Source organism: Rhizobium sp. RCC_161_2, assembly GCF_041355235.1.
Classification (GTDB): Bacteria; Pseudomonadota; Alphaproteobacteria; order Rhizobiales; family Rhizobiaceae; genus Rhizobium.
Window position 1 is genome coordinate 718,336 of record NZ_JBFUPL010000001.1, and the last position, 13,941, is coordinate 732,276.

At 61.0% G+C, this 13,941-nt stretch carries 10 protein-coding genes and 1 riboswitch; all 10 genes read left to right on the forward strand.

Annotation, left to right across the window (positions count from 1 at the left end):
* Window positions 1-19: 19 nt before the first annotated feature.
* Complete coding sequence (locus AB6803_RS03185) at window positions 20-1,618, forward strand: bifunctional 3-(3-hydroxy-phenyl)propionate/3-hydroxycinnamic acid hydroxylase (RefSeq protein ID WP_371107498.1); 1,599 nt, start codon at window positions 20-22, stop codon at window positions 1,616-1,618.
* On the forward strand, window positions 1,615-2,517 hold the full coding sequence (locus AB6803_RS03190) for a fumarylacetoacetate hydrolase family protein (protein ID WP_371107499.1): 903 nt from the start codon (window positions 1,615-1,617) through the stop codon (window positions 2,515-2,517). Before AB6803_RS03185 ends, AB6803_RS03190 begins: the two co-directional genes overlap by 4 nt.
* 318 nt (window positions 2,518-2,835) lie before the next feature.
* A complete protein-coding gene (locus AB6803_RS03195) occupies window positions 2,836-3,831 on the forward strand; it encodes an aldo/keto reductase (protein ID WP_371107500.1) in 996 nt (331 codons plus the stop codon).
* A gap of 218 nt (window positions 3,832-4,049) precedes the next feature.
* A riboswitch (guanidine-I (ykkC/yxkD leader) is annotated at window positions 4,050-4,158 on the forward strand.
* Window positions 4,159-4,233: 75 nt separating this feature from the next.
* The gene (locus tag AB6803_RS03200) at window positions 4,234-5,307 is read left to right on the forward strand and encodes a putative urea ABC transporter substrate-binding protein (protein ID WP_371107501.1); all 1,074 of its coding nucleotides are present in this window, start codon (window positions 4,234-4,236) and stop codon (window positions 5,305-5,307) included.
* A gap of 66 nt (window positions 5,308-5,373) precedes the next feature.
* Complete coding sequence (locus AB6803_RS03205) at window positions 5,374-6,192, forward strand: ABC transporter permease (RefSeq protein WP_371107502.1); 819 nt, start codon at window positions 5,374-5,376, stop codon at window positions 6,190-6,192.
* Entirely contained in the window at window positions 6,189-7,016 is an 828-nt protein-coding gene (locus AB6803_RS03210; RefSeq protein ID WP_371107503.1) for an ABC transporter ATP-binding protein, read from the forward strand. The genes AB6803_RS03205 and AB6803_RS03210 overlap by 4 nt, the downstream gene beginning before the upstream one ends.
* Window positions 7,013-7,831, forward strand: coding sequence for an urea amidolyase associated protein UAAP1 (locus AB6803_RS03215; RefSeq protein WP_371107504.1), 819 nt, complete (start codon window positions 7,013-7,015; stop codon window positions 7,829-7,831). The genes AB6803_RS03210 and AB6803_RS03215 overlap by 4 nt, the downstream gene beginning before the upstream one ends.
* A 14-nt stretch (window positions 7,832-7,845) precedes the next feature.
* Entirely contained in the window at window positions 7,846-8,496 is a 651-nt protein-coding gene (locus AB6803_RS03220) for an urea amidolyase associated protein UAAP2 (RefSeq protein ID WP_371107505.1), read from the forward strand.
* Window position 8,497: 1 nt separating this feature from the next.
* Window positions 8,498-12,034, forward strand: coding sequence for an urea carboxylase (gene uca / locus AB6803_RS03225; RefSeq protein ID WP_371107506.1), 3,537 nt, complete (start codon window positions 8,498-8,500; stop codon window positions 12,032-12,034).
* Window positions 12,034-13,842, forward strand: coding sequence for an allophanate hydrolase (gene atzF / locus AB6803_RS03230; protein WP_371107507.1), 1,809 nt, complete (start codon window positions 12,034-12,036; stop codon window positions 13,840-13,842). The genes uca and atzF overlap by 1 nt, the downstream gene beginning before the upstream one ends.
* Window positions 13,843-13,941 lie beyond the last annotated feature (99 nt).

Genomic DNA, 13,941 nt, shown 5'->3' on the forward strand with positions numbered 1-13,941 from the left:
GATGCGGTGAGGACGTTTCGTGGACACAAAGACCTATGATGTTGTGCTGATCGGCTATGGCCCGGTCGGTGCCTTATTGGCAAATATGCTGGGCCGCGATGGCATTTCGGTGCTGGCGGTCGATCGCATGGGCGATATTTATGACAAGCCGCGGGCTATCAACATCGATCACGAAGTCATGCGCGCGCTGCAATCGATTGGATTGGCTGATGAGATAGAGCCGAAAACCATTTCCCATCCCGGTACCGATTTCATCGGCATCAATGACCGGTTGATAAAGGTCTTTGAACCTCCGGTGAAGCCCTATCCACTCCACTGGCCGCCCAACTTGATGTTCATACAGCCGGAGTTTGAACCGGTCCTGCGCGAAGGCGCCGAACGGTTTTCGTGCGTAACCGTCATGCTGAACACGACGTTCCTGGAACTGACGCAGGACGGTGATGGCGTCGACGTTGCGTTCGAACAGAATGGTATCAAGAGCGTCGCCCGGGCGAAATACGTCATCGGCTGCGACGGTGGAACAAGCGGTGTCCGCAAGCTGCTTGGCGTCAAACAGGATAGTCTCGACTTCGACGAATGGTGGACGGTCATCGATGCCTGGCAGAAGAAACCCACGCCTCTTCCTCGGAGAACCACCCAATATTGCCGGCCAGATGGCCCCGCTACCTACGTTGTCGGTCCCAAAACCCTGCGGCGATGGGAAATCAAGCTCATGCCCGGCGAGACGCCCGAAGACTTTGCGGACGATGACCATGTGCGCAAACGTCTGTCAGCCTACGTCGATCCCGACGCCATCGATCTTTGGCGTGTAGCGACCTATCGCTTCCATGCGCTCGTTGCTCACCAATGGCAGGTCGGCCGCGTTTTCCTGGCCGGCGATGCGGCTCATCAAATGCCACCCTTCATGGCGCAAGGCCTTTGCTCCGGTGTCCGCGACGTCGTGAATTTGAGCTGGAAACTCAATGGAGTCCTGCGTGGCAAATTCGATCCGTCTCTCCTTGGATCTTACGAAGTGGAACGAAAGCCTCATATCCGCCAACTGGTTGCCACAGCCAAACAGCTGGGAGAGATCATCGGGGAGCTTGACGTCGAAAAAGCGCGCAAGCGTGACGCAGCCCTCGGCGACGAACTCGACAGCGGTCGAGCTGTGACACTTCGCCAGCGGCTCATTCCCGATCTGGAGCAAGGAATTTTAGCGCGGGATGTCGATGGGCATCTGGCATTGGCGACCGGAACATTGTTTCCGCAGCCGGAGGTTCGCACAGCCAAGCTGCCAAGTGTCCTGTTGGACGATATCGTCGGCGAGAAATTTCTCATCGTGACGAGAGGTTCGCCGAACATCCGTCTACTGGATGATGACATCGGCTACATCGTTCTTCACCTGCTTTCGCCGGAAGCCATTCCCTCCAGGGACGGCGAGTTTATCGATCTCACAGGAACGCTCAGCGCCTGGATGGAAAAGTATCAGGCGCAGGTAGCCGTGATCCGACCCGACAAATACGTTTTCGGGATCGCCTCATCGTCGGACGACCTTTCAGCATTGCTTCGGCAACTGCGCGATCAAGTCCCTACAGCAGCCCAAAATCATGCTCTTATTTCGACAAGGATCGCCCGATGAAGTTCGCAACGATCAAAAGCGCAAATGGTTTGCTTCCCGTTGTCATAAGCGGCGAAGAACTCGTCTTGCTCGGCGACAGGTTCAAGGATCTTAATTCGATTGTCGAAGGAGGTAAAGGAGCACTCGAAATCGTCGAGGGCGTCCTGGCAAGCGCCAATGCGAAACGCATGCCCTTGGTCGGTGCGTCCTTCGTCGCCCCGATAACTCGCTTCCGTCGCGATATCCTTTGCACCGGCTGGAATTATTGGGACCACTTTGATGAAGGAAAGGAGATGCGGGCTCAACAAGACCGTCCGAAAGCCCCCACCTTCTTCACCAAGAGCCCAGACACTGTTTGCGGCCCATGCGACCCAATTTCAGTCGATCAGCAAATTTCGCAAACGTGGGATTATGAAGCGGAAGTGGCGTTGGTTTTTGGCAAGACCGGCAGATCAATTCCGAGCGCTCGGGCTCTGGATCATGTTTTCGGCTACATGCTTGCAAACGACGTTTCCCAGAGAGACTTACAACGTCGCCATGGCGGTCAGTGGATGAAGGGAAAGAGCATCGACGCGACCATGCCGCTCGGCCCCTTCCTCGTCACCCCGGACGAATTCGATCCGCAGGACGAGCATATCGAACTGCTTCTCAACGAAACGGAGATGCAGTCAGCCAGTACCCGCCAAATGGCATTCTCGATCCCCGATCTTATTGCGGAACTTTCGCTCGGCATGACCGTGCGAGCGGGAGATGTCCTTCTTACCGGAACGCCAAGCGGCGTCGGACAGTCCCGGAAGCCTCCCGTCTTCCTGAAGGACGGTGACGAAATCATCATTCGGTCAACGAGCCTTGGCCAGCAGAGAAACAAGGTGCGGGAAGTCGATCTGTACGGCACGTCCGATGTTGTCATGGAAAGCTAGGGCATCCTTGGCAGGACAAAAAGGATGAATGACGACAAACGGAGCGTATTTACCAGTTGCCACGTCGCTCTGATCTTTTCGTTTGCCCTATGTATTTTAGGCGCGTTCAGATTGACGGTAGGCGCCGACAGCCCTGTCTTCTGGACGAATTGATTGGCCGTCGGAACCTGATTTCCTGAAGAGATCATGGATAAAAAGCGCTGAGCCGGCTCGATCGCTGTTTTTCACAGGTGAAATATATGCTGCGGATTTGGCGGTATACAGCGCGCTTGGTCATCCATACCTTGCCATGAACAATAGATGATCGAGGACATTGCGATGCTGACGAAACCTGATAAGGCCACGGCGATTACTCTTTGGAACGGTTACGAAATTCCGCGGCTCGGCATGGGCTGCTGGGCGATCGGCGGTCCGTTCTACGCAGGCGATGTGCCGCTTGGCTGGGGAGAGGTCGACGATCATGAATCGATCCGTGCCATTCACCGCGCCGTCGATCTCGGCATCCGTTTCTTTGATACGGCTTCGAACTATGGCGCAGGGCATTCCGAGAAAGTCGTCGGCCGCGCGATTGGCAATCGCGACGATATTGTCATCGCTACGAAGTTCGGTTTCGCAACCGACGAGGAAAGCAAGCAGGCGACGGGTGCCTTTGCCGATCCCGCCTTCATTCGCAAGTCCGTCGAGACGTCACTGAAGCGGCTGAAGCGTGAGCGGCTGGATCTACTCCAGTTTCACCTGAACGACTTTCCGTTGGAGGCGTCCGACGAGGTCTTCGAAACGCTTGAGATCCTGAAAGCCGAAGGCAAGATCGATGCGTTCGGTTGGAGCACTGATTACCCTGATCGCGCGTCCCGACACACCAATCGGACGGGTTTCGTCTCCGTCCAGCACACGATGAACGTCTTCGAGCCGGTTCCTGACATGATCGATGTGATCGAAAAGAACGGCCTGATCTCTATTAATCGCGGTCCCCTGGCCATGGGACTTCTCACCGGAAAATTCACGCCTGAAAAGACCGTCGGCGCAAAGGACGTACGCGGCGCAAGCCTTGTTTGGATGGTCTATTTCAAGGATGGCAAGATTGCACCGGAATTTGCTGCGCGGCTGGATGCTGTGCGTGACCTGCTGACGGCGGATGGACGGACGCTGACACAGGGCGCTCTTGCCTGGCTATGGGCGCGCTCCAGCCGTACATTGCCGATACCGGGCTTCCGGACCGTCGCTCAGGTGGAAGAAAATGCAGGGGCATTGCAGAAAGGTCCGCTGCCGCGGGAGGTAATGGACGGGATCGACGCGGCCCTTACCGGCCTTTAGGCGCGATTGCGCACCTTGAACGCCAGCACTTTAGATGGACGAACGCTTTGTCGTCGTAAATCGATAGGAAACAGGCCCTCTGCGTGTTGAACTCTTATCGCGCGCCCATTTAATGGGCACGCGATATGCAGTTTTTGGGCAGAGTACGATCACCCTATAAATTTTCCATTCAATAACAACACATTGAGCTTTGGCACGCCTCTTGCTTCTGAACAAGCTGAGTTGGTGGCTAGGGTTCCGGCGCTTTAAAAGCGTGCTGGTCCGAGAGCTGCCGTCGGTGGGGGAGAAATCCCACCGGATGCACGGCGGGACAAAAGCCCGGGAGACCTCGTAAGCCAAGGGATTGGCGGCGCGATGGTCTTTGCCGATCCCTTTTTGATGAAAAGCAAAAGGGGAATTTCAATGCAGACTTTTTCGAAACTTCTTTCCATCACCGCCCTGACCGCCTCGCTGATGCTGGGCTTCGGAACCTCTGCCGATGCCGCGCAGAAGACCGAGTTCAAGGTTGCCTGGTCGATCTACGTCGGCTGGATGCCCTGGGGCTATGCGAGCGACCACGGCATCGTCAAGAAATGGGCCGACAAATACGGCATCAAGATCGACGTCACTCAATTCAACGACTACGTCGAATCGATGAACCAGTATACGGCCGGCGCCTTCGATGCCGTGACGCTCACCAACATGGACGGCCTTTCCATTCCGGCCGCCGGCGGCGTCGACACGACCGCCGTCATCGTCGGCGACTTTTCGAACGGCAATGACGCCGTTATCCTCAAGGACAAGGCGAGCCTTGCCGACATCAAGGGCCAGAACGTCAATCTAGTCGAATATTCCGTTTCGCATTATCTGCTCGCCCGCGCACTGGAAAGCATCAAGCTCAGCGAGCGAGATGTGAAGGTCGTCAATACCTCCGACGCAGACATGGTCGCCGCTTACAAGACGCCCGACGTCTCCGCCGTGGTCACCTGGAACCCGCTGGTTTCCACCATCCTCGAGGATCCCACCGCCAAGAAAGTCTTCGACAGCTCGCAGGTGCCCGGCGAAATCATCGACCTGATGGTGGCCAATACCAATGTGCTCAAGGACAACCCCAACTTCGGTAAGGCACTGGCCGGCATCTGGTATGAGACGGCAGCGCTGATGAAGGCGGATACGGCGGATGGCAAGGCCGCCCGCGAGACGATGGGGTCGGCATCCGGCACCGATCTCAAGGGCTTCGAAGCGCAGATCGTCGCGACCAAGCTCTTCGACAAACCCGCCGACGCCGTTGCCTTCACAGCGTCGCCGAGCCTTCCGAAGACGATGGATCTCGTGCGCAACTTCCTGTTCCAGAAAGGCCTGCTCGGCAGTGGCGCGGCGTCTGCCGATGTCATCGGCATCGAGATGCCGGATGGCAAGGTTCTCGGCGACAACGGCAACGTCAAGCTGCGCTTCACCGAGACCTACATGAAGGCGGCCGCTGACGGCGCGCTCTGAGCGAAGTTCGACCGGCGGCGCGGGAAGACCGCGCCGCGTCATCCTTTCATCAGCGGAGCTTTCCTCATGCGCTGGATCAACACCAAGCCGAGCCGGGGCGCGCAATTTGCCCTGATGCTGCTGCCCTTCGTCCTGATCGTCGTCGCCTATATCTTCGGATCGACGGCGCGGCTGGCGGAAAACGCCAATGACAAGCTGCTGCCCAATCTCTCCGGCTTCGTCCAGGCGATCGACCGCATGGCCTTCATCGCCGATCAGCGCACCGGCGAGTACCTGCTCTGGTCGGACACCTGGGCAAGCCTAGTTCGGCTTTTCGCGGGTCTCGGCATCTCCACGCTGACGGCGCTTTTTATCGGCATGCTCATCGGCATGCTGCCCTATCTGCGGGCGCTGCTCGCTCCCTTCGTCGCCGTCATCTCGATGGTGCCGCCGCTGGCGCTGTTGCCGATCCTCTTCATCGTCATGGGCCTCGGCGAGACCTCGAAGATCGCCCTCATCGTGATCGGCGTCGCACCGACGATGATCCGCGACCTGGCGCTGAAGGCGCTGGAATTGCCGCGCGAGCAGATCGTCAAGGCCGAGACGCTTGGCGGCTCCTCCTGGCAGATAGCCCTGCGCGTCGTGCTGCCGCAGATCCTGCCGCGGCTGATCACGTGCCTCAGGCTGCAGCTCGGCCCCGCCTGGCTGTTCCTGATCGCGGCCGAGGCGATCTCATCGGATTCCGGTCTCGGCTACCGCATCTTCCTCGTCCGCCGCTATCTCTCGATGGACATCATCTTTCCCTATGTCGTCTGGATCACGCTGCTTGCCGTGCTGACGAACTACATTCTCGACCGCATCCGCATTGCTGTCTTTCCCTGGTCGGAACTGGAGAAGCGGGCATGAGCGAACTCAGGATCGAAAATGTCTGGAAGGAGTATGGCGACCAGATCGTGCTCGAAGATATCTCGCTGACCGTCACCTCGCGCGCCTTCGTCGCCCTTGTCGGCCCTTCCGGCTGCGGCAAGTCGACATTCCTGCGCATGCTGCTCGGCCAGGAGCAGCCGACCAGAGGCCAGATCCTGCTCGATGGCGAACTGCTGCCGGCCGAGCCTGGTCCTGATCGCGGCGTCGTCTTCCAGCGCTACTCTGTCTTTCCGCATCTGACCGTGCTCGGCAATGTGCTGCTCGGCAAGGAATTCTCCGATGCGCGCCACAAGGCCAAGCTCTTCGGCACAGCGCGGCGGAACGCGATCACCGAGGCGCGGCAATTAATCGGCGAAGTCGGCCTTGCCGGCGCGGAAGACAAATATCCGGCGCAACTTTCCGGCGGCATGCAGCAGCGCCTGGCGCTTGCCCAGGCGCTGATCATGAAACCGAAGGTGCTGCTGCTCGACGAGCCTTTCGGCGCGCTCGATCCGGGCATTCGCGCCGAGATCCATACGCTGATGAAACGGCTTTGGCATGAAACGCAGATGACCGTCGTCATGGTCACCCATGACATGCGCGAGGCCTTTACGCTCGCGAGCCGGGTCATCGCTTTCGAACGCCGTCGCGACCGGCCCGAGGAAAAGGAACGCTACGGCGCGACCATCACCAAGGACATTTCCATCTGGCCGCCGCGCCTTGCAGGCGAGCCATCGATTTTCAGCCCCGATCGGGACGGCCCGGTTGCTTCCCTGGGGCACCGCCGGGACGACCTGGCTTCGTCAGGAGACATTCAGCCATGACACATGCCAGACGTTCGCCGGAAGACATAGCCGCCAACCGCGCGCGCTACGAGGAGCATCAAAGGAAGGGGCTGGACTTCGCTCCCAAGGCACTGCCGGAGGCAAGCCCGCTGCCGGCACCAGAAATCGCGGCCGACACGATCATCCACCGCGAAGTCATCCCGGGGGGCTGGTACTGGTCGACCCATATCAGGAAGAACGAAGTGTTCCGCATCAGCCTCGATCATGGCTTCTCGACGGTTTCCCTCGTCGCCTGGAGCGCTGCCGACACCAGCGAGCGGCTGAACTTGCCCGATACGGTGAAGATGCAGTGGACCACCGCGCTCGGCAAAGGCCGGGTGATCTTCTCCGATATGGGGAGGGTGATGTTTTCGGTAACGGAAGATAGCTCCAGCGCCCATGACGGGCTGATGGGCGGCTCCACCTTTGCGTCCAACGCGGCAAAATATGGAGACGGCAACCGCAATACCCGCGACAACCTGATCCTGCTTGCCACCAAGGCCGGGCTCGACAAGCGCGATATTCCGTCGGTGCTGGCACTCTTTGCCCCGGTCCGCGTCGATCAGGACGGCGTGTTCCTGTGGAAGCCGGAGCTGCTGCATGGGCACGACTATGTCGAGCTGCGCGCCGAGATGGATATGATCGTCGGCTTTTCCAATTGCCCGCATCCGCTCGATCCCGACCCCGGCTATCGGCCGAACCCGGTCACCGTCACCCGCATCGCGGCAACCGTGCCCGCGGCCGACGATCTTTGCCGGACCGCGACCGCCGAGGCTGTGCGCGGTTTTGAAAACAACGCGCTGGCGACGATGTGAGAGGGAGCAAGACCATGACTGATTTTATCCAGACAGCTCCGGGCCGCACGCTCGAAAACACCGCGCAGGACCATTACATCCCGGCCGAGGCACCGTTCTCAACGGTGATCCGGAAGGGCCAGACCATCCGCATCGAGGACTCATTCGGCCAGCAGGCGATCGACACGCTGTTCTACAATGCCACGGATTTTTCCGAGCGCTATTCCAACCAGGATACGATACGCGAACAGGGCGCCGCCTATATCTCGACCGGCACGAAAGTCATCTCCAATGAAGGCCGGGTGATGCTGACCATGACCGCCGACAGCTGCGGGCGGCACGACACCTCGGCCGGAGCATGCTCCTGCGAAAGCAATACGGTGCGCTTCGGTCACGGCACCAGATATCTCCATGCCTGCCGGGACAATTTCGTTCTCGAAGTCTCAAAGCACGGCATGAGCAAGCGCGACGTCGTCCCCAACATCAACTTCTTCATGAACGTGCCGATCGAGCCGAGCGGCGAGATGACGATCGTCGACGGGATTTCCGCGCCGGGCGACTATGTGGAGCTGAAAGCCGAGATGGACGTGCTGCTTGTCATCTCCAACTGCCCGCAGATCAACAATCCCTGCAACGGTTTTGATCCGACACCGGTCCGGGTGCTGGTCTGGGATAGCGAGGCCTGACATGTTCAAGAAGGTTCTGATCGCAAACCGGGGCGAAATCGCCGTCCGCATCATCAAGACATTACAGCGCATGGGTATCGCCTCCGTTGCCGTCTATTCGGATGCCGACCGCTTTTCCAAGGCGGTGCTTATGGCGGACGAGGCGGTAAGACTTGGCCCGGCACCGGCGGCCGAAAGCTATCTCGACGTCGATGCCGTCATTGCCGCCTGTAAGGCGACCGGTGCCGAGGCCGTGCATCCGGGCTACGGCTTCCTTTCGGAAAATATCGGCTTTGCGGAGCGGCTGGCGAAAGAGGGCATCATCTTCATTGGTCCAACGCCCGACAACATCGCCGCTTTCGGGCTGAAGCACACGGCCCGCGAATTGGCACGCGAGAGCGGCGTGCCCCTGCTGCCCGGCAGCGGACTGCTGGAGACGAGCGACGCAGCACTCACGGCCGCAACCGACATCGGCTATCCGGTGATGCTGAAATCGACGGCCGGCGGCGGCGGCATCGGCATGCAGCTCTGCGACGACCCGGAAAGCCTGAAGGCAGTCTTCGACAGCGTGCAGCGCACCGCGCGCGCAAGCTTCGGCGATGCACGCGTCTATCTCGAACGCTTCGTCGCCAAGGCCCGCCATGTCGAGGTGCAGATCTTCGGCGACGGCAATGGCCGGGTGATCGCACTGGGCGAACGCGACTGCTCGCTGCAGCGCCGGAACCAGAAGGTGATCGAGGAGACCCCGGCGCCTGGGTTGTCGGACGCGGTTCGCGCGCGCCTGCACGCCGCCGCCGTCGCGCTCGGCACCTCCGCCCACTACCGATCGGCAGGAACAGTCGAATTCATCTATGATCCGGCACGCGAGGAATTCTACTTCCTCGAGGTCAACACGCGTCTGCAGGTCGAGCATCCGGTCACTGAAGCCGTCTTCGGCATCGATCTCGTCGAGTGGATGATCCGTCAGGCGGCCGGCGAAGACGTGCTCACCGGCAAAGAAAATCTCGTTCCCAAGGGCGCAGCGATTGAGGCGCGCATCTATGCCGAGATGCCGCATGCCGGGTTCAGGCCGAGCGCGGGGCTGCTGACCGAAGTTATCTTTCCGGAAAACGTGCGTGTCGACGGCTGGATCGAGACGGGCACCGAAGTCAGCCCCTACTACGACCCCATGCTCGCCAAGCTGATCGTAAAGGCTGAGGATCGGCCCGCCGCGATCAAAGCACTCGGCAAGGCACTCGAAGACAGCATGATTTCCGGCATCGAGACCAACCTCGACTATTTGAAAGCGATTGCGGCTTCCGATCTGCTGGCGAGCGGCAATGTGGCGACGACCGCGCTCAAGGATTTCACCTTCGTGCCCGATGTCGTCGAGGTGATCACGCCGGGCGCTCAATCGAGCCTGCAGGAGCTGCCGGGGCGACTGGGTCTCTGGCATGTCGGGGTACCGCCAAGCGGGCCGATGGACGAGCGATCCTTCCGCCACGCCAATCGGCTAGTCGGAAATGCCGACGAGACGGCGGCGCTGGAACTCACAGTCTCCGGCCCGACGCTGAAATTCTTCTCGGATGTGACGATCGCACTTGCCGGCGCGCAAATGCCGATGGCCCTCGACGGTGCACCGGTTCCGCACGACGCGGCAATCCTCGTCAAAGCGGGCCAGACGCTTACGATCGGAGCGATCACCGGTGCCGGCCAGCGCGCCTATCTCGCCGTTGCGGGTGGGTTCGAAGCGCCGGAGGTGCTTGGTTCTCGCGCAACCTTCGGCCTGGGGCAATTCGGAGGCCATGCGACGGGAACGCTGCGCGCTGGCCATGTGCTGCGGCTTGCCCGCGCTCCGCAGCCGACATCGAAGCCGGCTACCGAACCAGCTCAGCTCTCGCGCAGTTGGGAGGTCGGCGTTCTCTACGGTCCGCACGGCGCTCCCGATTTCTTCCTCGAGGAAGATATCGAAACGCTGTTTACAACCGAATACGAGGTTCATTTCAACAGTGCCCGCACCGGCGTACGCTTGATCGGCCCCGCGCCGAAATGGGCACGCACCGATGGCGGCGAGGCGGGGCTTCATCCTTCCAACTTGCACGACAATGCCTATGCGGTCGGCGCAATCGACTTTACCGGCGACATGCCGATTATTCTAGGCCCCGACGGCCCGAGCCTCGGCGGCTTCGTTTGCCCGGCCGTGATTGCGCGCGACGAGCAATGGAAGATGGGCCAGTTCAAACCGGGCGACACGATCCGCTTCCATGCGGTTAAACGCGCCGAAGACCCGATCGCCGGGCCGGTGGTCAAGCGCATCGGCGTTGACGCCGGTGCCGCGATCATCGCAAACAGCGAAGCGGGACCGGTTCCCGTGGTCTATCGCCGCCAGGGCGACGACAATCTGCTGGTCGAATACGGCCCTATGCAGCTCGACATCGCGCTGCGCCTGCGCGTGCATCTCCTGATGCAGGCGATCAAGGATGCGAAGCTTCCGGGGCTCGTCGATCTCACGCCCGGCATACGGTCGCTGCAGATCCATTATGACGGAACCAGCCTCACCCGCACGCGCCTTCTCGGCCTCTTGAGCGAGATCGAGGCTTCCCTGCCGCCGGCGCAGGCGGTGAAGGTCCCAAGTCGTATCGTGCATCTGCCGCTCTCCTGGAACGATCCCGACGCCGAACTTGCTATGCGCAAGTATCAGGAACTCGTCCGCCCCAATGCGCCCTGGTGCCCGTCGAATATCGAGTTCATCCGCCGCATCAACGGCCTGGCCGACGAACAGGCGGTGCGCGACGTCGTCTTCGACGCCAGCTATCTCGTTCTCGGGCTGGGCGACGTCTATCTCGGCGCACCCGTCGCCACACCGATGGATCCCCGGCATCGGTTGGTGACGACGAAGTACAATCCGGCCCGGACATGGACGCCGGAAAACGCCGTCGGCATCGGCGGCGCCTATATGTGCATCTACGGCATGGAAGGCCCCGGCGGCTATCAGCTCTTCGGCCGGACGATCCAAGTCTGGAACACCTGGCGCCAGACGCCGGCCTTTTCCAAGGGAAAGCCCTGGCTGCTGGACTTCTTCGACCAGATCCGCTTCTTCCCCGTCAGCCACGAGGAACTGACCGAGGCGCGCGCCGCCTTCCCGCATGGCGGCTATCCGATCCGCATCGAGGAGAGCGAATTCTCCTATGCGGCCTATGAGGCGGACCTTGCCACCAACGCGGAAGCCATCGACGCCTTCAAGACCCGCCAGCAATCGGCTTTCGAAGCCGAACGCCAGCGCTGGAAGGATCTCGGCCTCGACAGTTTCGTCGTCGACGAGGGCACTGGCCCCGGACTTGGAGGCGATATTCCCGAAGGCTGCTTCGGCGTCGAAAGCGCCGTGCCCGGCAACGTCTGGAAGATCCTCGTCGAGGAAGGCCAGCCGGTCGCCGCCGGCGAGACGCTTGCCATCATCGAATCCATGAAGATGGAAATCAATGTGACCGCCCATGCCGCCGGCCGCGTCCGCGATCTGCGCGCTGGCCCCGGCCGCAACGTCAAAGCCGGCGATGTTCTCGTCGTGCTGGAGGAAATCTGATGCTCCCTGCCATTCTCGATCTTGCTTCGCTCCAATCCGCCTATGCATCCGGCTTGTCGCCCGTCGATCTTGTCGAGGAGGTGATCATCCGCCGCAAGGCGTCCGACGATCCGGCGATCTTCATCACGCCGACTCCGGACGAAGAACTGCGCGCCGCCGCCCGGGAACTGATGGCCCGAGCGCCCGACCCCAACAGCCTGCCGCTCTGGGGCATTCCCTTTGCGGTCAAGGATAATATCGACGTAGCGGGCCTTCCGACCACGGCCGCCTGCCCGGCTTTCTCCTATCATCCCGACGTGGATGCGACGGTGGTGTCCCGGCTAAGAGCCGCCGGCGCGCTGGTGATCGGCAAGACCAATCTCGACCAGTTCGCCACCGGCCTCAACGGCACGCGCTCGCCGCATGGCGCACCGCGCTCTGTCTTCGACAAGGATTATGTCTCGGGCGGCTCGAGTTCCGGCTCAGCGGTTGCCACAGCCTCCGGCCTGGCGAGCTTCGCGCTCGGCACTGACACGGCCGGCTCCGGCCGCGTGCCGGCGGCCTTCAACAATCTCGTCGGCATCAAGCCGACGCCGGGGCTTGTGCCGAATGTCGGCGTCGTGCCCGCCTGCCGCAGCGTCGACGTCGTCACCATCTTTGCCGCGACCGTCGGTGATGGCGTCGTTATCCGCAAGGTGATGGAGGGCTATGACGCCGCCGATCCGTTCTCACGCAAGGCCGCTCCCGTCCGCCTGCCCGCCTCGGGCCTCCAGATCGGCGTCCTCGACGGAGCCGAGCGGGAATTCTTCGGCAACAGTGATGTCGAGGCTCTCTACGATGCCGCTATCGAAAGGGCCCGCGCCCTTGGCGCCACCATCGTTGCCTTCGACTACGCACCATTCCGGCAGGCAGCCGAACTGCTCTACAACGGTCCCTGGGTCGCCGAACGACTGGCGGCAGTGAAGGATTTTCTCGCCAGCAATGCCGGGGATTTCGATCCGACCGTGCGCACCATCATCGAAGGCGCGAAAGCCTATGACGCCGTCGACGCCTTCGAGGGCAGATACAAGCTCGAAGCGCTGCGCCAGAAGACCAGGCAGGAGTGGGAGAAGGCTGATATCCTGATGCTGCCGACCTCGCCGACCACCTATACGGTCGAGGAGATGATGGCCGATCCGATTGTGAAAAACGGTCATTTCGGCCGGTACACCAACTTCGTCAATCTGCTCGATTGCGCGGCAATCGCCATCCCCGCCGGCTTCGACGCGGACGGCCATCTGCCGGCCGGCGTGACGCTGATCGGCCCGGCCTTTACCGACGATGCCCTCGCGCCCTTCGCCGACGCCATGCACCGGAGCTTGAACGCGGGGATGGGCAAGGATCGCATGGCAGCAATCCCCGAGGCGAGCCGGGTACCGCAGGCCGATGACGGCTCGGTGCCGATCGTCGTCGTCGGGGCACATCTGAGCGGCATGCCACTCAACCATGAACTCACCTCTTCCGGCGGATACCAGCTGAAGACCTGCCGGACGGCGGGTGACTACCGCCTCTTCGCATTGCCGGGAACCGTCCCGCCGAAGCCGGGGCTCGTACGCGACCCAAGCTTTTCGGGCGGGGGCGTGGAGGTCGAGGTCTGGGCGGTATCACCCGAGGCCTTCGGCCGCTTCGTCCAGAAAATCCCCGCACCGCTCGGTATCGGCAAGATCTCGCTGGATGACGGCACCGCGGTGTCGGGTTTTCTCTGCGAAGCCCACGCCGTCGCGGATGCGCTGGATATCACCGACCTCGGCGGCTGGCGTGCTTACCTCGGGGCGAAACAGGCAAGTTAGGAGAGCTTATGATTGCTAGCACCAAGGGGATGATCATGGCGATTGCAGATATGATCGCGCGCCTTCTTCGCGAAGGATTCATCGCTCGAACTCAAGCCA

Bases quoted from the DNA above. Each gene is read 5' to 3' on its own strand.
- AB6803_RS03190 (WP_371107499.1), top strand. From the start codon at position 1,615: ATGAAGTTCGCAACGATCAAAAGCGCAAATGGTTTGCTTCCCGTTGTC.
- AB6803_RS03195 (WP_371107500.1), top strand. From the start codon at position 2,836: ATGCTGACGAAACCTGATAAGGCCACGGCGATTACTCTTTGGAACGGT.
- AB6803_RS03200 (WP_371107501.1), top strand. From the start codon at position 4,234: ATGCAGACTTTTTCGAAACTTCTTTCCATCACCGCCCTGACCGCCTCG.
- AB6803_RS03205 (WP_371107502.1), top strand. From the start codon at position 5,374: ATGCGCTGGATCAACACCAAGCCGAGCCGGGGCGCGCAATTTGCCCTG.
- AB6803_RS03210 (WP_371107503.1), top strand. From the start codon at position 6,189: ATGAGCGAACTCAGGATCGAAAATGTCTGGAAGGAGTATGGCGACCAG.
- AB6803_RS03215 (WP_371107504.1), top strand. From the start codon at position 7,013: ATGACACATGCCAGACGTTCGCCGGAAGACATAGCCGCCAACCGCGCG.
- AB6803_RS03220 (WP_371107505.1), top strand. From the start codon at position 7,846: ATGACTGATTTTATCCAGACAGCTCCGGGCCGCACGCTCGAAAACACC.
- uca (WP_371107506.1), top strand. From the start codon at position 8,498: ATGTTCAAGAAGGTTCTGATCGCAAACCGGGGCGAAATCGCCGTCCGC.
- atzF (WP_371107507.1), top strand. From the start codon at position 12,034: ATGCTCCCTGCCATTCTCGATCTTGCTTCGCTCCAATCCGCCTATGCA.